The 19,006-nt window shown below is 62.0% G+C and carries 15 protein-coding genes and 1 pseudogene; 8 read left to right on the top strand and 8 right to left on the bottom strand.

Annotated elements, in window-relative coordinates; all coding sequences use genetic code 11:
* Window position 1: 1 nt before the first annotated feature.
* The 3 genes from RQH14_RS14305 (at window position 2) to RQH14_RS14295 (ending at window position 3,285) form a co-directional block, all read left to right on the top strand.
* Entirely contained in the window at window positions 2–1,147 is a 1,146-nt protein-coding gene (locus RQH14_RS14305; RefSeq protein WP_311213850.1) for a glycosyltransferase family 4 protein, read from the top strand.
* Window positions 1,148–1,177: 30 nt separating this feature from the next.
* Window positions 1,178–1,957: a PIG-L family deacetylase gene (locus RQH14_RS14300; RefSeq protein ID WP_311213849.1), complete on the top strand. Its 780-nt coding sequence runs from the start codon at window positions 1,178–1,180 to the stop codon at window positions 1,955–1,957.
* A gap of 65 nt (window positions 1,958–2,022) precedes the next feature.
* A complete protein-coding gene (locus RQH14_RS14295; RefSeq protein ID WP_311213848.1) occupies window positions 2,023–3,285 on the top strand; it encodes a hypothetical protein in 1,263 nt (420 codons plus the stop codon).
* Between the two features lie 50 nt (window positions 3,286–3,335).
* Here the strand turns inward: RQH14_RS14295 and RQH14_RS14290 are convergent, their stop codons facing one another.
* Both RQH14_RS14290 and RQH14_RS14285 read right to left on the bottom strand, forming a co-directional pair.
* Window positions 3,336–4,250: a diguanylate cyclase gene (locus RQH14_RS14290; RefSeq protein ID WP_311213847.1), complete on the bottom strand. Its 915-nt coding sequence runs from the start codon at window positions 4,248–4,250 to the stop codon at window positions 3,336–3,338.
* On the bottom strand, window positions 4,247–7,678 hold the full coding sequence (locus RQH14_RS14285; protein WP_311213846.1) for a response regulator: 3,432 nt from the start codon (window positions 7,676–7,678) through the stop codon (window positions 4,247–4,249). The genes RQH14_RS14290 and RQH14_RS14285 overlap by 4 nt, the downstream gene beginning before the upstream one ends.
* A gap of 221 nt (window positions 7,679–7,899) precedes the next feature.
* Between RQH14_RS14285 and RQH14_RS14280 the strand changes: the two genes are divergently transcribed.
* A complete protein-coding gene (locus RQH14_RS14280) occupies window positions 7,900–8,322 on the top strand; it encodes a VanZ family protein (protein WP_311213845.1) in 423 nt (140 codons plus the stop codon).
* Here RQH14_RS14280 and RQH14_RS14275 read toward each other — a convergent pair.
* Both RQH14_RS14275 and RQH14_RS14270 read right to left on the bottom strand, forming a co-directional pair.
* Entirely contained in the window at window positions 8,319–8,948 is a 630-nt protein-coding gene (locus RQH14_RS14275) for a hypothetical protein (RefSeq protein ID WP_311213844.1), read from the bottom strand. The two genes, RQH14_RS14280 and RQH14_RS14275, sit on opposite strands and share 4 nt — an antisense overlap.
* Entirely contained in the window at window positions 8,945–10,474 is a 1,530-nt protein-coding gene (locus tag RQH14_RS14270; RefSeq protein ID WP_311213843.1) for a polysaccharide biosynthesis tyrosine autokinase, read from the bottom strand. Before RQH14_RS14270 ends, RQH14_RS14275 begins: the two co-directional genes overlap by 4 nt.
* A gap of 140 nt (window positions 10,475–10,614) precedes the next feature.
* Between RQH14_RS14270 and RQH14_RS14265 the strand changes: the two genes are divergently transcribed.
* The 4 genes and pseudogenes from RQH14_RS14265 (at window position 10,615) to lepB (ending at window position 14,310) form a co-directional block, all read left to right on the top strand.
* Window positions 10,615–11,499, top strand: coding sequence for a helix-turn-helix domain-containing protein (locus tag RQH14_RS14265; protein WP_311213842.1), 885 nt, complete (start codon window positions 10,615–10,617; stop codon window positions 11,497–11,499).
* Window positions 11,500–11,690: 191 nt separating this feature from the next.
* Window positions 11,691–12,332, top strand: coding sequence for a hypothetical protein (locus tag RQH14_RS14260; RefSeq protein WP_311213841.1), 642 nt, complete (start codon window positions 11,691–11,693; stop codon window positions 12,330–12,332).
* Window positions 12,333–12,484: 152 nt separating this feature from the next.
* Window positions 12,485–13,603 (top strand): PqqD family peptide modification chaperone, encoded by a 1,119-nt coding sequence (locus RQH14_RS14255; protein ID WP_311213840.1) that lies wholly within the window; start codon window positions 12,485–12,487, stop codon window positions 13,601–13,603.
* 2 nt (window positions 13,604–13,605) lie between these two features.
* Window positions 13,606–14,310: pseudogene (gene lepB / locus RQH14_RS14250) on the top strand (signal peptidase I).
* A gap of 32 nt (window positions 14,311–14,342) precedes the next feature.
* Here the strand turns inward: lepB and RQH14_RS14245 are convergent.
* Genes RQH14_RS14245 through RQH14_RS14230 form a run of 4 tightly spaced genes read right to left on the bottom strand, consistent with a single transcriptional unit; the run spans window position 14,343 to window position 18,629 of the window.
* Entirely contained in the window at window positions 14,343–15,479 is a 1,137-nt protein-coding gene (locus tag RQH14_RS14245) for a hypothetical protein (RefSeq protein WP_311213839.1), read from the bottom strand.
* Complete coding sequence (locus tag RQH14_RS14240) at window positions 15,476–16,534, bottom strand: polysaccharide pyruvyl transferase family protein (RefSeq protein ID WP_311213838.1); 1,059 nt, start codon at window positions 16,532–16,534, stop codon at window positions 15,476–15,478. The genes RQH14_RS14245 and RQH14_RS14240 overlap by 4 nt, the downstream gene beginning before the upstream one ends.
* Window positions 16,531–17,556, bottom strand: a complete 1,026-nt coding sequence (locus RQH14_RS14235) for a glycosyltransferase family 1 protein (protein WP_311213837.1) — start codon at window positions 17,554–17,556, stop codon at window positions 16,531–16,533. Before RQH14_RS14235 ends, RQH14_RS14240 begins: the two co-directional genes overlap by 4 nt.
* Window positions 17,557–17,570: 14 nt before the next feature.
* Window positions 17,571–18,629 (bottom strand): glycosyltransferase family 4 protein, encoded by a 1,059-nt coding sequence (locus RQH14_RS14230; RefSeq protein ID WP_311213836.1) that lies wholly within the window; start codon window positions 18,627–18,629, stop codon window positions 17,571–17,573.
* Between the last annotated feature and the right edge of the window lie 377 nt (window positions 18,630–19,006).

Here is a 19,006-nt window from a genome sequence, read left to right as displayed (position 1 = left end):
AATGAGAGTTCTACATCTGGGTTTTGAAGATCCACGCATGCCCGGAGCGGGCGGGGGTTCAGTGAGGACCCACGAGATCAACAGGCGGTTGGCCGCCCAAGGGTTCCGGGTGACGGTACTGACTTCACGGTATCCGGGCTGGCAGGAACGGATGGAGGACGGTGTGCATTATGTACCCATCGGCTTCGGAACGGGCGGAAACCGTTTGACCAGGTTGGTGGGGTATGTTGCCCGGCTGCCTGTGGAGGTACGCAAGCGCCGGTCAACTGCTGAGTTGGTGGTGGAGGATTTTTTCGCTCCGTTTTCCACCATGGCCGCCCCGCTCTGGACCAAGCGCCCCACCATCGGAGTTGTGCAGTGGCTTCACGCCAGGGATAAGGCACGGCAGTACAAACTGCCCTTGCATTGGATCGAGCGGCTGGGCGTCCGAAAGCACCGAAGGCTCATTTCAGTTTCGGAGGGCATCGGCCACCACTTGAAAGAGCTCAACCCGGACCTTCATGTGGACGTGATCGGCAATGGTGTGGATCCCGCGGTCTGGAATATCGAACCCCGTCTGGGGAAGGACGTCCTCTTCATAGGGCGCCTGGAGTACGGGCACAAGGGCTTGGATCTCCTCCTGGAAGCCTGGGCGCACGCCTGTAACAGGGTCGACGGGAACCTGCTGATCGCCGGCACCGGTCCGGACGAGGAGCGGGTGCGCGAAGCCATCCGGGACGCAGGCCTTTCCGGGCGCGTGCAGATGCTCGGGTGGCTGTCCGGGGACAAGAAGTTCCAAGCGCTCAGCGATGCCCGGCTTCTTGTGGTGCCGTCCCGGCACGAGACGTTCGGCTTGGTGGCCATTGACGCACTGGCAGCGGGCACCCCGGTTATTGCCTTCGATATCCCTTGCCTGAGGGAGATCATTCCGCCCGGTACAGGATGGGTGGTTGACGCTTTCGACGTTCAGGCGCTGGGAGACGAGATCGCCCGCCGGTACCCGCAGGCCGGTCTGGAGGAAGTGGCCGCGCAAGGACGCAAGTTCGCCGCCGGTTACAACTGGGATGCACTCGCTGACCTGCAAGCACAGGCCTACTACACCGCACTTACAGAACTAGGGAATCCTCCAACCCGGCGGACGAAAGCCCGCCATGCTGAAAGGGCTTGAATGCCGCTGCAATCCAGAATTGAACGTTCCATGTCAGGTGATGCACCGTGGCTGTTCCTGTCACCCCACCTGGACGACGCAGTGTTGTCCTGCGGCGCGCTCATCGAAGCCCAAGCCCAAGGACGCGAGATCATCGTCGCTACTCTTTTCACAGAGTCAGGGCCGGCGCCCCACACCCGGGCGGCACGGTCCTTCATGCGCCAGTGCACCGTGCCGGACGCTGGGGAACTCTTCGAGGCCAGGCAGTCGGAGGACCGCGCTGTGTTGGCAGACATGGGAGTTCAATCCATTCACTTGGGTGAAGTGGATGCGCTGTTTCGACGGCGGCGCAAGCCACCGATGCTGGGGAGCAGCGCGTGGGACCGGCTTTTCCCGGAACTCAACCACCGTTACGCCACCTACCGGTTCGACATCGCCTTGGGCAGGATCGCCAGGGGCGATCAAGCGCTCATCCGCCAACTTCGGGGGGATGTTGCCAGGCTCATGGCGCAGACCAAAGCCGAGATCCTCTTCTGCCCCGCGGGAGTGGGAAAACATGTGGACCACCTGATCACCCGCGAGGTGGGTAAGGGGCACCCGGACAACGTGGTGATGTACTCAGACTTCCCCTATGACTTGGCGGCGGCTCCGGATCAACTCCAGATCTCGAAAATGGGGTTTGTGCCGTGGACCTGGGACACGGGACTGGACACCAAACCGGGGCGGATCAGGCAGTACGCAACGCAGGCGGACGCACTGTTCCCTGGCGGAGAGATTCCACAGAAACCGGAAACCTACTTTGTCCCTGGACATCCTCATGAGGCCGCATGATGGCTTCGAGCAACGGCGCGGGACGGAGCGGGACGGAGCGTCCTGGCACTTTGGGGGGGATTGCAGTGAGAACTGTTGACGTTGATTCGAGACTGCCGATTCGCCACACTTTGGCGCGACGACGACGGCGGTGGCCGGCTCTTGTGATTGCCGCCGCGTCACTCGCATTGGCCGGGGTCCCCGCTGCTCCCGCTACGACGGTACCGGCAGAAACCGCCGGCCGGACACCTTCGGCATCAGTAACGTCCACAGCCAGCAATGCGGTAGCAGTATGCACGAAGAGCGGCGCGACGGGCAGTAAAGCAACCACGGCCTACCCTGTCACCACCACCGTCAACGACGCCGGGGACGACACGAGCGCCATACAGAACCGCATCAACACCGCAGGGGCAGCCGGGGGCGGCGTGGTAAAACTCGTAGCCGGGACCTACATCATCAACGGCAAACTCCGGATGGCGGACAACGTCAAACTGCAGGGCGCAGGCCCCGGCACGATTCTCAAAGCAGGCCCCAACTTCCTGTCCACAAAGGGGCCGTCAGGTGGCTACCCCATCGTCACCACCAACAACGCTGCGAACACCACCATCACGAACCTCACAGCGGACCATTCGGGCAACACCCTCGCAGCGAGTATCACCATGAACGGGCGCCTGGACGAGTACGTCGTCGACATCCGTGGCGGCTCCAACAACCTCGTGGATGGGGTACACGTAAGGAACCCCTTCACCTACTCCATCGCCGCGGTCGCAACCACTAAGTTCTGCGTGAAGAACAGCACCACCATCGTCGCGACGAGCGGCAAATACGACCAGCTCGACGGCATCCACGTTCTGGACTCGTCTTTCGGCGATGTCATCAGCAACACCATCGACCAGCGCGTTGGAAGCGACGGCGACGACGGCCTCGTAGCCCACACCATCAGCGGAACCACCCACGACATTAACTACATCGGGAATAAGGTCCGGGGCGGATACCGGGGCAGCAGCATGCAACTGGCCGTCGGTAACCACTCCATCTACAACCTGAAAATCGCCGATAACGAGTTCCATGGGGCGCCGTACGGTATCCGCACCGGCTACTACGACAACGGCACCGGGGCGGTCCAGGGGGTGACGCTGACCGGTAACTACATACACGACCTGGAAGACGGTCATGCGTTCCCCGTCGGCAGCTACGACGCCATCCACATCGGCGACTTCGGCGCCCAAGGCCCGATCAAGAACGTGGTTGCCACCAACAACAGGGGGTGTGCAGCCGGGGAAATTTACGTCGCACCCGGCACCGGCAACATCAACCAGAACAACACCATACAGACGGGAACATGCTGACTACGGACGAGGAACACCCACTACGTAGGACAGCTACCGTCCCAGTCCGGTCATTCCGAAGAGAAAGCGTCGGCCAGGGACACCCGGTTTCGGCCGGACGCCTTGGCCGCATAGAGGGCAAGATCGGCTTCACGGAGAAGTTGTTCGCTGCCCGCCCGGTGCCCGTCCGTGAAGGCCGAGACTCCCGCGCTGATGGTCAGGAAGCCGTCCGGATCTCCGGAGTGCTCGATCAGCAGGTCATGGACCGCTGACCGGACACGCTCCATGACAGCGGCGGCGGTTGCTGGGGACTGGTCCTGCAGGACCAGGAGAAACTCTTCGCCACCAAAGCGGTAGACGGCGTCGGCTTTCCTGACTTCGCGGGCAAGGGTTGTTGCGATCGCCACCAGCGCGGCATCACCGGCCTGGTGGCCGTAGATGTCGTTGTAGCTCTTGAAGTTGTCCACGTCCACCATGGCAAGGCAGTAATCGTGATTCTCGCGGCTGTGCAGCAGGCCCAGGTCTTCGGTGAGTTTCAGACGGTTGTGCAGCTTCGTGAGGGGGTCGGTGCGCGCCTGCTCAGTCAGTGCAGAACGGTAGCGGGCAAGGTCTGCGTGCAACGATGTGATCCGCTGGGCAGCCAGGAGCCTGATGTGCAGGCTGAAGGGGTCCAGGGGCTTGGTGACGTAATCGTCTGCGCCGGCCTCCATGCCTGCCAGCACATCCTTCCGGGAACCGTGCGAGGTCACCAGGATGATGTATGTGTAGGTGTCCTCCTCGGACGAACGGATGGCGCGGCAGAGGTCCAAGCCGTTGAGGCCGGGCATCATGAGGTCCGTGACTACGGCTTCGGGGCTGTGCGCCTGGTAAAGCTGCCAGGCCGAGTCGCCGTCCACCGCCACAATGCACTCATGGCCGGACTGCTCGACGGCGGCCTTGGTGATCATCCGGGAGATCTGGTCGTCGTCGGCGATCAGGACTTTCATGAAGCTCCTTGGAGAGTGCGTTCGAGGGCAATATCCACTTGCCCGAGTTCGGCCTGCAGCTGCGTGAGCACTGACGTGCCGAGGGATGCCAGGTCCGGTCCAGCCTCGCGGCCCAAGCGCTCCAAATCCTTGCAGAGCACCGCGGCGCCGGCTGCTCCGATGTTGGACGCGGCACCGGCGAGTTTATGCGCGGCCTCTTCCACAGCAGCGGCTTGCCCCGCATCCAGCGCGGCACGCAGTGCTTCCAGAGTGGTTTGGGCGTCCTCCCGGAAAGCCCGGATAGCGTCAGGCAAGAGGCCCAGGCCGTCCGCCGGTCCAAGCTCGCGGAGGATCTGGAGTCTGTCCGGGTCCAGAACCATGGCCACCTCAACAACTACTGCGTCCTCCACGCCAACGTCCGACGCCGGTGCTGCCGCCGGCACCGGCGCGACACCCACCGCAGCGTCGGGCGCGGACCCGCCCACCGCCGTCGACGTTTGCTCTTGTTCCGGAACCCAGCGGGTCAGCACCGCGGCAAGCTTGGCGAGGTCCACGGGTTTGCTGATGTAGTCGTCCATGCCGGCGGCGAAGCAGCGCTCGCGGTCCTCGTCCAGTGCCCCTGCGGTCATGGCGATGATGGGAATGCGGGCTGCTTGACCGTTCCGGGCTCGGATGGCCCGGGTGGCGTCGAAGCCGTCCATCACGGGCATGTGGCAGTCCATGAGTACGGCCGCGTACATTCCGGACAGGGCTGCGGTCACTGCTTTGGCGCCGTCGTCCACAATGTCAACGTCATAACCCAGCCTGTTGGCCATCCCTCGGGCTACCAACTGGTTGACCTCGTTGTCCTCGGCCACCAGGAGTTTGCCCAGCTGCGGCACAGGCTCGGCCAACGCGGCTACGTCCAGCTGCACGGGCTGCGCGGGTGATCCCACGGTCCGGGTGGCCATCAGGCGCAGGAGGCGGTTGTAGAACTCTGAGCTCCGCACGGGCTTGGTGAGGTATTCCCGGATTCCCGCGCTGACAAGGTCCACCCTTTCCACCTGCATGGTGGACGTCAGCAGGATGATCCCAGGCGACCCGGAGCCTTGACTCTCGCCCTTGATCTGTCGTGCCAGTTCCAAGCCGTCGGTATCGGGCATACACATGTCCACCACGGCGATGTCATAGGGGTGTTGTGTTAACACGGCTGTGCGGTACTCGTCCATGGCGGAGGCGGCGTCGGCGACAGCCACCGGCTGCATGCCCCAACTGGCCAATTGCTTTTCCAGCACCAGGCGGTTGGTGGCGTTGTCGTCCACCACCAGTACCCTGCGGCCGGAGAGCGTGGCCGGTACGGTCCCTGTGGCGGAAACATCCGGGCCAATGGGAAGTTCCAGGACGAACCAGAATTTGCTGCCCGTGCCCGGCTCGCTTTCCAAGCCGATGCTCCCACCCATGACTTCGGTGAGGCGCCGGGAGATGGCCAACCCCAGCCCCGTGCCTCCGTACCGGCGGGTGGTGGAGGCGTCGGCTTGGGCGAAAGATTCGAACAATCGGTGATGGTCCTCGGCGCTGATTCCAATGCCGGTGTCCCTGACTTCGAAACGCAGTGAGGCGTTGTCTGCATCCCGGCTGACCACGGAGATCTGGATTTCGACTTCACCGGCGGGGGTGAACTTGACCGCGTTGGAGGACAGGTTCAGCATGATCTGCCGGATGCGTCCGGCGTCGCCCATCAGGCGTGCCGGTACATCGGGGTGGCAGTAGGAGATGAGTTCCAGGTTCTTGCCCTGGGCCGCCTCCGCAACCAGCCCGGCCACCTCGTCCACCAAAGCACGGGGGTCGAAGGCGTTGACGTCCAGGTCCACCTTCCCGGCCTCCAGTTTGGAGAAGTCCAGGATGTCGTTGATCAAGGTCAGCAAAACCTCGCCGGCGCCTTTGACACCCTGCGCGTATTGCCTCTGGCCCTCGCTGAGCGGCGTGTCCATCATGAGCGAGGTCAGCCCGATCACGGCGTTGAGGGGAGTGCGGATCTCGTGGCTCATGGTGGCCAGGAACTCGGACTTGAGCCTGCTCGCTTCCAGTGCTGCCTCACGTGCCGCGAGCAGTTCGGCTTCGGCAGCCCTGCGCTCGGTGATGTCGCGGGAGATGGTGGCAACGCCGCTGATGCCTGCCTCGCCGCGGACGGGGGACAGAGTTACCGAGACGGGGATGGTGGCACCGTCCCCGCGTCTCCGTTCTGTCTCATAATTCTGCACTTCACCGCTCCGTGCGGTGGATTCCAGGGCTTGTCGTTCCTTCTCCAACAGGTGGGCGGGGACAAAGAAGTCGCCCTTCCTGCCGATGGCTTCGGACGCCGGGTACCCGAAGATGCGCTCAGCCCCGGGGTTCCAGCTGGTGACGACGCCGTCGGGTGTTTCACCGATGATGGCATCGCCGGAAGAGTTGACGATCGCCCCCAGTCCTTCAAGCTGGGCAGTCCGGTCGGCCACCTTCGATTCAAGGTCCCGGGTCAGCGTCACATTTTCGACGACGATCAGCACCTGCCGCACGATCACGAAGACCACCACCACCAGCCCGGTGACCAGCAGGGTGGGATCCGCCCCAATGGGACGGCTCCGTGAGAAGAACACGGCACTGAAGACGGGCACATAGGGGAGAAGTTCGAGGGCCGCGGCGTAGGCCCGCCCGTCCTTGCGGGTACTGCCTGTTTCCGGAAGCAGGGGGCTGAGCCCTACCAATAGGAAGGCGAGCACCCATCCCAGGGCCAAAGGAGATCCTGTGACACCCGTGATGCCTTGGAGGGTAAAACTCATATACGTCAGGTCTGTGATGGCCAGGATCCAGAAGCCAAGGCCCATGCTCAGCCACGGCAATCTGCGTCCGCGGGCTGCGCGCATGGTCAGCACAATGACCACCGAGACCATGAAAACGTCCGCGATGGGATAGGCCATCTGTGTGATCTGCGCGAAGGAGTCCTGGTTCGTGGCTCCAGCCATGGAACCCAGTACTGAGCTCCACGCTATGAAGAACGTGGAGCTCGCCACTACTCCTGCATCAAGGATGGTGCGGCGCAGGGGAAGACGATGCCCTTGGCCCCTCAACAGCAGGACCAGGCCAATGGAGGTGGGCAGCGCGTACCAAACAAAGCCGATGTCCGCGAAGGATGGGAAGGGGTACTGGTGGTCGAGCGTGATGCCGTTGAAGGTCCACACAGTTTGCCCGGCGCTCCACACGGCCAGGCCTGCCACGATGAACCAGCGGCCCGCGGAGTTGTCCTTCCGTCGTCGGGCCGCGAGAGCATGGGTGGCCAGCGCGGTAAGTGCCGCGAGCAGGATCGCCAAGTCACCGGCCAGTTGCGCTGTGGGCGTTCCTGTTCCGCTTGCCAGACCAACGGCCAACAGCACTAAACACAACGCCACGGGCACCAGAAAAAGCGGCCATCCGTGCCGTGCTGACGAGCGCATCGGAAGAACCCCGTGCTTCACTCCTGCCACTGAACCCCTGCCTTCGAAAGTGGCCCCACCAAAAGCGAACAACGCGTCTTGCCTGCGCTGAGGAGAGCATACGCCGAAAACACGCCCAAAGAGCAGGGCAGGCCGCAAGGAATCCAGACGATTCAAGGGAAGGGGCCGGTTCGCCCCTATAGTTGATGGCTGCAGCAGGCACACGGTGGAGGAGGTTGGTGGTGGTTTACCCGAAGGTCGCCCATCGCTGGATCCAGGTCATGTTCGGTGTCTACCTTGTGGCGTTGGCCTTGGTGGTGTTCCTGCCGGCGCGTGAAGCCAGCACCGTCACTGGGTTTGTGGGGGTCATCGCCGGGTGGCTTTCACTGCTCGGCCTGCCGCTCAGCACCGCCGCAGTGGGTGTGGAATTCGCTGCCAACATTGTCCTGTTCATCCCGTTCGGGGCGTTCCTCCGCCTCATCAGGCCCGCTCTGTGGAACTGGTGGGCGGCGGGGTTGCTCGCCGTCGGGTCGTCGGCATTGATCGAAACGGTGCAGCTGGTGGTGCCGGGGCGGGTCACAGCGCTGTCGGATGTTGTGGCGAATACCCTGGGAGCCTTGCTGGGCCTCGCGGTGATGAAGAGGCTTGCGGCGGCTTTGGCTTAGAGATGCTTTCGCAGGATGTCGGCAACGTCCTTGCAGTGCCCGGCAATGCGCTGGGCAACGTCGCGGTGCACGGCCTCGCTGGCGTTGATGGGGTCCGGGATATCGTCCTCGTCGCGGAGTTCGGCAGTGGACCGGACGGCTGCCGCCCGGCTGACCAGACCGGCCAAGGGAGTGTTTGTCACTGCGCCCGTCACCGATGCCCAGCTGGCGGCGGCCGGAACTGACCTGCCTTCGCTGGCAGGGACATTCGCTGCCGCGCGGGCGAACTCGGCCAAAGTGAACGCGCGCTGCGCGGCACCCGGATACTTCTTCACCAGTTCGTCGCGCTGCTTGCGGGTCATGGTCAGCACCAGACCGGCCGACTCCACAACTTCGGCCGAGATCTGTTGGCCCACCGAGCCACCAGGATTGCCGCCGTACTCCCTGGACAGGGCAGCGGGAAGCGGCTCCATGGGTGCCCCTGCCGCAGCGTGCAGGCCGGCGCTGACCACCTGAAAGTTGCTGAGGCCGTTGTCCTGGAGCTGGGCACGGATCAGTTGCTCGGCCAGCGGCGACCGGCAAATGTTGCCGGTGCAGACGGTCAGAATGGACGACGGCGGTTGGGCGCCTTGGTTGGCCAGGCTCACAGGGCGTTGGTTCTTTCGCGGCGGCGGCCACGGCGCTGGTCAGTCAGCTGGACCTGTTCTGTCGCAGCCACGGGAGTCGATTCCGCTGCGGGAACGTGGTTGGCTTTGGCTGCTTCCTCGCCGGTGTCCTTGCGGTTGTAGTACGTGTAGTACTGGTAGCCGTAGTCCTCGCCCTTGGAGGATTTGCGGGAAACGCCGTTGATGATGAGACCCAGGGGCCTGCCTTTGACGCGTTCGAGGTTCTGCAGGGCACGCTTCAGTTGGTCGTAGGTGGTTTTTCCTGCGCGGCTGACCACCAAGGCTCCGTCAGTGCGCGCGGTGAGGATTGCGGCGTCGGTGACGGGCAACAGCGGCGGGGCGTCCACCAGGACGATCGCGTGCTTGGCAATGTCTTCAAGCAGGGTCCGCATGACGTTGGAGCCCAGGAGTTCGCTGGGGTTCGGCGGCACAGAGCCGGCACCGAGCACAAAGAGGTCGCCGCTTTCGCCCCAAGGCTGGAGGACGTCGTTGAGGGTTGCCCTGCCGATCAGGACATCTGTGAGGCCTACGTTGGTCAGCAGTCCGAACGTCTTGGCCACGGTGGGGCGGCGGAGGTCACCGTCCACCACAACAACGCGCTGCCCGGATGCTGCGATGGTCTGGGCAAGGTTGGCCACCACGGTGGTCTTTCCTTCACCCGGGAGCGCCGAGGTGACAACAATGATGCGGGGAGGCTCGTCAACGTCCATGAACTGGAGGTTGGTCCGCAGTTCACGGATGGCCTCTGCTACGGCGTAGTCCTGGTGGTTCTTGTTCTCAAGATCGTTGCCGCCGCGGGACAACACGAGGCGGTTGACGCCGTCGAAATTGTTGTGGAACGGAACGGTTCCAATGACGGCGACGCCGGTCTCGGCTTCGAGCTGCACTGCCGAACGGACGCGACGATCGAAGATGTTCCTCAGCAGTGCGTACCCGATGGCCAGCAGCAGGCCGGCAACCACGCCAATCATCAGCGCGAGCCTGGTGTTGGGGGATGTCGGGGTGGTGGGGAGCTGTGCAGCGTCCAGCGAGCGGAAACTGACGATGGACGTCTCACTGCTGTTGCCGCCCTTTTCAAGTTCGGCAACCTGCTTGCCGACGGCCCGGACCCAGGCCTCGGCCAGGTCGCGGGCACCCTCCGGGCTGCTGGCCTGCGCGGAGAATTTGAGGGTGGCGGTGTCTTGTGGGTTCTGGGCCGAAATACGGCTGATCAGTTGCTCAGGCGAGGTCCCTTGGAGCTTGAGGTCCTGGATGACGGTTTCTGCCACGGACCGTGATTTCGCGACGTCCAGGTAGGACTTCGCGCGGGATTTGGAGTAGCTCTCGCCGGCCATGGCCGTACCGAGATCTTTATTGACGCCCACCGAAATGATGCCGCTGGCATCGGCGCTGAAGACCTTGGTCTGCGTCAAAGTCCAGCCGAAAGCGACTATTCCACCCAACACGGTAATGGCAATCACTGAAATCCAGTGTGCCCGGAGGACCTTCCAATAGTCCGTGAGCTCCATGAAATTGGTCCCCCTGATGCTGTGTGGCGTCGACACGTCGACACAAAAAGAACGCAGTTCTTGCACTGCGCTGTAAGTATCGTAACGTGCTGACCTAAAGGGGAAACCCACCTCACGGTGGGATGGGGGGTTTATGACAAATGCAGGATACTGACTTTCTCCAAATGGGAGCGGTGTACTTCGCGCAGGATCAACAAGGTCTTCAGAGGCACGCGGAATGCGTGTTTGGTGAGCTGACCATTAGTTCACTTTCGGGGGATTTCACTGCCCAGGATGCCACCGGTTTTGATGACACCGTGGACATTTATTTCGTAGCGTCCGGCCTTATCCGGGACCCCGGCTCAGGGACTCACCTGCCGGGCGGAGAATCGGTTGTTGTTGTCCCTGGAGGCAGGGGCCTGCCGTCGCCATTCATCGGGGAAGCTGACGCGAAACGGATAAGGATCCAGAGAAGCGCAGCGGAGACTTTCGTCCCCCATGCACTGGACAGCGTGACCGTCACTCCCGTTCGCTCACGACTCGATGATGCTGCCGAAGCCTTCATCGGGGCCATTCTGAATCAGCCCGCCCGGCACGGTTCTGCGATTGAGCTGTACGCTACCGAGCAGATTCTGCTTGAACTGACGGGCAGCCTCCTGCTGGATCACTGTGGAGTTTCCTGGGATTCCACGTCCTTGACCTCAGTGCTCCGCGACCAGGCCATGGCGGTGATTTCCCAGCGCTGCGCTGACCGGGAACTGAACCCGGAAGCCGTGGCCAAGGCCGTCCAGTCGTCCTTGCGACGGGTGCAGGCCGCGTTCGCGGAGGTGGGAAATTCCATTGCCGCGGAGATCCGCAGGCAGCGAGGCAGGCTGGCGCGAACACTGCTCACAGATGCCCGCTATGACGTCCTCAGCATCCAGCAAATAGCCGAACAGACCGGATTTGGGACAACGGCTGCCCTGCGCAGGGCACTGGATGAGCTGTATGGCTGCGGGCCTCGGGATCTCAGGGAACGCCGGGGAGTCGATGCTTCCCAGTCATGAAGCTTCACGTTTGTGGCGGGGCCAGAGGACGTTCCGCGCAGACCTTGAACCGTTCAGCGACAAAACTTCCGGCGGGGGCCTGATCTGGACTTTCGGGCAAAAACGCGTGGGTAATGTCTATCCCTGATGGGGGAACTCGGCATGTGCTGGATTCCAACCGATGGTTTTCATTCCGAGTTGAGAGAAGAACAATGAGCGACGAAGTCACCGTTTCCAAGCCGCACTCCCGCCGCGCCGTAGTCAAGGGTGCCGCCTGGTCCGTGCCGGTTATTGCCGCCGCTGTTGCTGCCCCGGCTGCCGTAGCGTCCGTGAACACTCTGGACCTTGCCTTCACGGCTTCCTCTACTTCACTTCTTTCCCTCGCCCTGCTGGATGGCGGCGGAACGCTCACGGCCACGGCCCTGGTTACCGTTCCCACCACCCTTACCTTCACTAATGGTCCCGGAGCCGTGACGGAGACTGCAGCGGTCACCGTGACTGTCGCCCGCCCTGCAGGCATCAACATCAGCGTAGGCCGGGCCCGCGGCTTTGGCGTGTACTCCTTCGACGGCACCCTCACCACCGCCGGACAGCGCTCTGCCGTCTACCAGTCGGCCCCCATTATTGGACAGTACGGCTTCCCGGCTACAACGTGGACCAACAATGTTCCCGTCACGGTCGCCAGCAATGGCACACTGAACCTTCCCATCGTCTTCGGCCTTGCGGGTGTCAGCACTGGAATTGGTATCAGCGCTTTGGCAACATTCCCCGTCACAGTGACCGTGGTTATTGGTGGTCGTACCCTTACAGCCACGAGCAACATCTCTGTTCCTGTCGGTGCGGGCCTCCTTTAATCCCTTTCCGAAGAGCATTTCAGCTGAAAACGCGTCAGTCATACGGGCTGGCGCGTTTTCGTGCGTTCCGGTAATGCGGATTAGGGTATTTGAGGGCCTCCAACAGTAAACACTTTTCGGTTGGAACGGCCCGCTGATCTTAGGTGGAGGAAATGCAGACTGATGACATCCTGGTGAATGCGCTGGGCGGTTTAGTCAGGATTCGATTCGATTTTTCGGATCAACAGTTTGATGAAGCGCGGTGGGGAAAACTCCGAGGACCTTGGTCCGATGCAATGCCTGGAAATGACCCGACCCCAGCGGTTGAGGATATCGTCGCCGAGCTCCTCTGGGCTTTCCCGGACGACGACGGACTCCCAGGTTCCGTAGCGGAACTATCCACCCACACAACATTGGCAGCTATCGAGGCACAACGGGGCCGCCTGCTGATGCTGCACGCCGCCGGAATCGCCCACCCCTCTGGACAGGTGTTGGCGTTTATCGGTCCGTCCGGCAGGGGCAAGACCACCTTGGCGCGGAAGCTTGGTGCCAAGTATGGGTACGTCACCGATGAGACCGTTGGCATCGAGGCCGACGGCAGAGTGCATCCCTACCGAAAGCCCCTGTCCGTCATTCGGCCCGGCGAAGCGTACAAGGAGCAACTGGCTCCTTCTGGCCTGGGTCTTGGTGCGTTGCCGTCTGCGCCGCTGGCACTGGCCGGGCTGGTGCTGGTTTCCCGGCTCGATGGTTTTTCAGGGGCGGCCGCAATTGGCACCTTGGGGTTATGCGAAGCCCTGGTCGCGATCGTCCCGGAGATCAGCTATCTGGCCGACATGAACAAACCGCTCCAAACCATTGCATCGCACGTCGATCGCTGCGGCGCGATTCGACAGGTCACCTATGGCGAGGCATCAGAAGTCCTGCCCCTCGTCCCTCAGCTGCTGGCATGGGAGCAACCTGAGGCGTGGGAGGCCGTCCTGCCCACAGAGGAAACCGCCGGCGTGCGGAGTCCCCTGGCGCCGGAGTCATACCTACTTGCCCCTGTGCTGGATGCCGTGGAAGCCGGTGGCCTGACCGCCGTCCTGGACGGCAACAGAATGGTCCACGTTCTTGATGGAGTGGGGCCGCTGGTCTGGAGGTCCCTCTGCGAGGGCCGTAATTTTGCTTCGCTTGCGCAAGCGGTGGAGCGCCAGTTTGGTGCTCCCCCTGAACAGAAGCTCGAAGAAGCAGTGGTGGGGATTCTTTCAACTCTTGCGGATGCCGGGCTGCTCGTACGCGTCCCGGCCGCATAACCATGGGTCACGTGGGCGCGAAAGCTGCCGTCCGGCGTCGTCGATTGCTTCGTTCGCCGTGGAGCCATGCGCTGCTGGCCTTGATTCTGGTTGCCTTGGTCCAAGGCTTCCTGGTGAAGATCCATCACGTGCCCACTGGCTCCATGGAGCAAACCCTCAACGTGGGCGACCGTGTGCTGGTGAACCGGACTGCGTAGTTCGCTTCAGTGCCAGAACGCGGAGATGTGGTGGTCGTCCGCAAGCCGCCCAGCTGGGGGCCGGCGCCTGACCGCAGCTTCCTGCGCAGCAGCGTGGGCTGGTTTGGTGAGCTGACCGGCATAGGCCCTGGCAACACCGAGTACTTGGTCAAGCGGATCATCGGGGTGCCCGGTGACACCGTTGAATGCTGCGATGCCGAGGGCGCGGTCAAAGTTAACGGGGCCGCAATCAGTGAACCGTACGTCCACCAGGATTACCCGCTCCAGGCAGGATCCCTCGACTGCTCGACGGCGGTTGAGTCACCGCGATGCTTTGAGCCGATCATTCTCAGCGACGGGCAATATTTGCTGATGGGGGATCACCGGTCTGTCTCGGAAGATTCCGTCTCCGCATGCAGAAACCCGGCGGCCCTGGCCAACTGCGTTAAAACTGTTCAAAGGGGCGACATCACGGGGCGCGTCGATTGGCGTGTTTTCCCTTTCGACAAGTGGGGAGCGCTGGGATTCTGACCCTTCGTCTACGAAGGGCAGACTGAGAGGTGTCAGGCTTGCTGCAGCGCCTTGGAGACCGAGCGGTACCTCGCGTACAGCAACAGGCCTGTTACTGATTCCACGATGGTGAGTCCAAGGAACAGCACCGCCAGTGAATCGCTCCAGAGAATCAGGGCCACGCTGACTGCGAGATACAACAACGACGACACGATCCTGATCCAGAAAACCTGGCCCACCATCCCTGCGCGGCGCAGGAAGGTGAAGGGCAGGGTGCCCGGGATGCTGACCAGTTTCCAAAGGCACGCCAGTGACAGAGCCCCTAGTGTTACCACGCTCCAAGCAGAGCCGAACAGGGCCTGGAACACGCCAAGAACTTCCAGGACAAGAATCAGCGCAATGGCCAAGACACTGAGGGCGGACATGCCAAGGGTCAGACTTCTCGATTCCGCTCCGAGCAGCCGCGTGCGCATGTACCCCAAGATGGGCTGAAGCGCTCCGAGGACAGTGATGGTCGCCTTGAGGGCAACAGCTTCCTCATCCCGTTGTAGAAGGTACACCGTGGCGACGATGCCCAACGGGACCAGGGCCACCATGGCAGTTTCAAGAGTGATCCAGGCGGTTGGGGCCAAACGCGGGCGTCCCGAGGCCTTATAGGGGGTCTTCAGGGCCCGGATCACGATGGCGGCTGCCATGGATGCGCCCAAAACGGAGACCGCCCACGGTGAATTTTGTTGTGCGAGGACCAAGGCAGCGCCGGCGCCCAGGACCAGCGCGACAGCAGTCACGGCCTCCATTTTCCACCCAGCTGTATAGGCTGCATGCATCCTCCCTATCTGGAGGGCCACCATGGCGCACGGCAGGCCAAATGCCAAGACCGCAATGGAACTCGGGAAAATGACCATTGCAAGTGTTCCCGCAGCGCCCAAAGCCGTAGCCCAGGCCGGAATGTACGTCTTGTCGACCAAGCGGGAATCGGCCATTCGTGGCTCAAGCAAGCCTGCGGCAATTACACCGGCGCAAAAGGATCCGATGCTCAGGATGAGGGCTACATGAGCCTGGCCTTCAAGCGCGAAAAGCCGGGCTGCAACGGCCTGGAAAGCTGCTGGGACGATAGCCGTGACAGCTCCTGAGGCCACCATGATCAGCGATTGGAGTACGCTGCTCCGGGTGACCGTAGCAGTGGTCATGCTTTGACGCCCAGAACTGCGTTCTGGAGGCTCGCACCCAGCGCACTGTAGGCCTCGTCCGTGCTTGCGGCGGCACGGTTCACTGCGGCATCGTATTCTTCGCGGGCCTTCTCATTGTTCAGCAGACGGTCGATCTGGGCGTGAACCGTCTCCGGATCAAAACTGAATGCGTTGTGGACGTACTCTTTGAGGCCCAGATCCTCGAACGCAGCAAACCCTTTTCGCTCGTAGGACAGATGAATAACGTAATGGCCCGCCTGCAAGGCCATGAGGGCAGCGTGCAACCGCACGGCTACCACCACCCGTTTGGCGGAAGCACCATTCAGGAAGTCCCCGCGGCTGAGAATATGCCGCGGGTTGAGGCTCTGCATGGGGGTGAGATCCTGGTTTCCACCTGTTTGACTCTGCACATAACCGTCGAATGACCCCACCAGGCCCGCCAGTTCGATGATGGGGGCGGGGAGGCCGCCGCGAAGGTTTCGTACCGAGTACACAGGAGTGGAATCCACCGGCTGTGTGGTCCTGGCCGGAACACGGAGGACTGCCATGTCGGGCACGCGTTGCACGACAGACGGGAGTCCAAGCTCCTGGACCGTGCGGTCATCGCGGGCCCAGACCTGGCTGAGCCGCTCCAGGTGCCGCCTGAACCAAGGTGCGCTGCCCAGCCGCAAGGGACCGATGCTCTGGGGAAGATAGACTACCCTTGCTCCGTGCCGGCTGGCCGCGCGCAACTGGACACCATGGACCAACAGCGCTTTGGCCAACTCAACGCAGTTTCCACCACGCAGGTACCCACCGCCAACGCCCACAATAAGGTCGAAGCTGCCAAGAGACCGCAGGGTCGTCAGGTAATCACGGTCATAGCCGCGAAGTGAAGGCTTGCTTCGGCGCAGTGAGACACCAGGGAGATCAAAACTCCCGGGATCGGAGGCGCACAGTGTGAGATCGATGGACTCGGCAGGGAAGGTCGCCGTGATGAGTTCGATTGCTTCGGTGACCAACATGCCATCGCCGATGTTGTCGGCACTGTAGCCATGGAGAATGAGCACTTTCATCGCTGCAACACCCGCTCGTATACCTCGGTATGCGCGTCCACACTGGCATCCCAACTAAAGCGCTTTGCCCAGGCGAGGCCGGCATCCCGTGCATGCTCGGTTGCCGGGGAACTGCCAAGAGCCCCTGCAATGCCACGGGCGATTGAGTCGGCATCGGTGTCATCGAACAAGAGAGCCGGACCTGCCACTTCCTTGAGGGAGCCCCGGTCTGAACAGATGACGGGGGTTCCGGAGGCCAAGGCTTCGAGGACGGGAAAACCGAAGCCCTCGTAGAGGCTGGGGAACGCGAAAAGGGCTGCATGCTGCATGAGCGCTACACGCTCGTCGTCATCAACGAAACCCAGATGTTCGATTCCGGCAGACTCGATCGCTGTCATGGTCTCAGCGGCGTTCCACGCGGGCTTTCCCGCGATCACCAGTTTTACGCCCAGATCCTTGAGCGGGGGGAGTGAGAACGCCCGTACAAGTTCAATCAAGTTTTTCCGGGGTTCGATGTTTCCGAGGTAAAGCACGTAGGGCGTGGATCGAAGGTGCTGAAGCCGTTCGCTGAGAGCCCGTGGCTGAGCGAAGTATTCAGTGTCGATGCCGTGGGGAATCGTGGTGATGAGGGCAGGGTCTAGGCCGAACACCTCGGAAACATCGTCTGCACTGGACTTGGAGACAGTGATGACCGCGTCCGTTGAGCGGATGGCCCGCTGGACACGGGTTCGCCAGATCTTCTCCTGACGGGCCGACCTCGCCGTCGTAATCCAGCGGCTCGCAACACCGTGGACGGTCACCACAGAGGGAGCGCGGGTGGGCAACAACGGGCCGGTGTCAGCGCTGTAGTGCAGCACAAAGCCAGGTTTCGCGGGCACCGTAAGACCCTGCCATGTCTCCATGAGGGCGGTGAGCGCCGCACGCTTCGACGAGCCAAGTTGGCTGATCTCGATGCCTCTCAGCTCGAGGCCTTTGGCGATCTCCCGTGCATAGGTGGTGTTTCCGCCAACGTGGCGGGAGAGAATCCGGGAGGGGAACGACACTTGCTTGAGTCGGTTCAACGATCAGGCCCTTTCAGGTCATAGAGGTCACGAAGAGCAGTGTGCAGAGTCGAACGATTCATGCGGGCCAGCAAGGTGCGGTTCGCCGCCAGAGCAAGGTCCTTTGTCCCGGCGTCATTGAGGATGGCGGCCACAAGACCGGCCACTCCGCCGGGGTCATCGGCTTGCAGCAGACCGGAGTCTTCGAGTGCGTTGATGCTGCGGGCAGCAATGGGAACGCCCTGGGCAGCGGCGTCGAGAACGCTAAGCGGAAAGCCTTCATACGCGGCGGAATGAACATAGACGGTGCTGGAAGCGAGGGCTTCAGCCACTCCCGGGTTCTCGAGCCAGCCCGTCACCTCGATCCCGGCCTGTTCAAGGCCTTTTCGCAGTTCCGGATCGCCGTCCCCAATCCACTGAAAGCGCACGGATGGAACCTGGTCCCGCAAAGCAGCGGCAACATCGATGTAGAAGGCAGGGTCCTTCTGCCGGGCAATTCTTCCCACCATGGAGATCATCGGTGTGGCCTGGCTGGTAAGCGGTCCATGGTCGTCTGAGCGGGAGGCGACAGTGGGCAGGTTCGGGATGGCGACGCACATGGCTGCCGGGCTGAGCGCACGCACCAGCTTCTCTTCATGGGAAGACAGCGTCCCGAATTTCCAGGTCCTTTTGGCCAGGTATCTCTCGGCGCCTCGATAGAGTGCCCGTTTCACTGGGGAAGTGTGTGGGTCGTCGTGCTTGAAGCAATGAGGTTCGTAGACCACTGGTGCCGTGATGCGCCGCGCACGGGTGTAAAGACCGGAGAAGCTGGAGTGGGCGTGGACAACCTCTGGCATCAGAAGTTCGACGGTGGTACCAACCGTGGCAATGCGTTTGAAGAGTCCTGTCCCCAAATCGTGGTGCTCAACGGCCAAACCCTGCCACACGGGTGCGGGCTGCCCTTTTTGGAAAGGCGACAAAACCAGGTGGGTGAACTCTTCGGGGCTGTTTTCAATGTAGCTTCGGACAGCTTTTGGTACCCCGCCCTCGATACGGTCCACAACATGGAGAATCCGGCTGGAATCAGCGTCTACCAAGTGGCACCTGCTTGCGTGAACAGCGAGTCGATTTGTTCATTGAGAGGCCGGTCATAAAGCCCACGCCAATATTCCACCATTGCCACGCTCCCCCATTCATCGGCGCATCAGATGTACACTCCCGGCTCGTGGCAGTGCCTCACCTTAAAGTTGATTTGAGGGAGGTAGCAACAACGGAGCCTGTCAGGTGTTCGACCAAAGTCAAGGATAACCGATCCTTGGGTATATCCGGCTTTGTGCGGATTGTTTACCGTAAGCGGCCTGATTAATCTGTCGGTTTGAATTGCGGTAGATTTATCAGAACGGAAAATTACAGATGCGTGCGGGAATCTCGAGCTGTTCCACGCCGTTCACACGGGTCCTAGGGGAGGGCGGCG

Source organism: Arthrobacter sp. WCS2018Hpa-7, assembly GCF_031843805.1.
Taxonomy (GTDB): Bacteria; Actinomycetota; Actinomycetes; order Actinomycetales; family Micrococcaceae; genus Arthrobacter.
The sequence above is the reverse complement of the archived record's forward strand: the minus strand, read 5'-3'. Positions and strand labels throughout refer to the sequence as shown.

Coding starts and splice junctions, on each gene's coding strand:
- RQH14_RS14270 (WP_311213843.1), bottom strand. CDS start 10,474: ATGGAGCTCACGGACTATTGGAAGGTCCTCCGGGCACACTGGATTTCA.
- RQH14_RS14265 (WP_311213842.1), top strand. CDS start 10,615: ATGCAGGATACTGACTTTCTCCAAATGGGAGCGGTGTACTTCGCGCAG.
- RQH14_RS14305 (WP_311213850.1), top strand. CDS start 2: ATGAGAGTTCTACATCTGGGTTTTGAAGATCCACGCATGCCCGGAGCG.
- RQH14_RS14240 (WP_311213838.1), bottom strand. CDS start 16,534: ATGAAAGTGCTCATTCTCCATGGCTACAGTGCCGACAACATCGGCGAT.
- RQH14_RS14285 (WP_311213846.1), bottom strand. CDS start 7,678: ATGCGCTCGTCAGCACGGCACGGATGGCCGCTTTTTCTGGTGCCCGTG.
- RQH14_RS14245 (WP_311213839.1), bottom strand. CDS start 15,479: ATGACCACTGCTACGGTCACCCGGAGCAGCGTACTCCAATCGCTGATC.
- RQH14_RS14300 (WP_311213849.1), top strand. CDS start 1,178: ATGTCAGGTGATGCACCGTGGCTGTTCCTGTCACCCCACCTGGACGAC.
- RQH14_RS14255 (WP_311213840.1), top strand. CDS start 12,485: ATGCAGACTGATGACATCCTGGTGAATGCGCTGGGCGGTTTAGTCAGG.
- RQH14_RS14290 (WP_311213847.1), bottom strand. CDS start 4,250: ATGAAAGTCCTGATCGCCGACGACGACCAGATCTCCCGGATGATCACC.
- RQH14_RS14260 (WP_311213841.1), top strand. CDS start 11,691: ATGAGCGACGAAGTCACCGTTTCCAAGCCGCACTCCCGCCGCGCCGTA.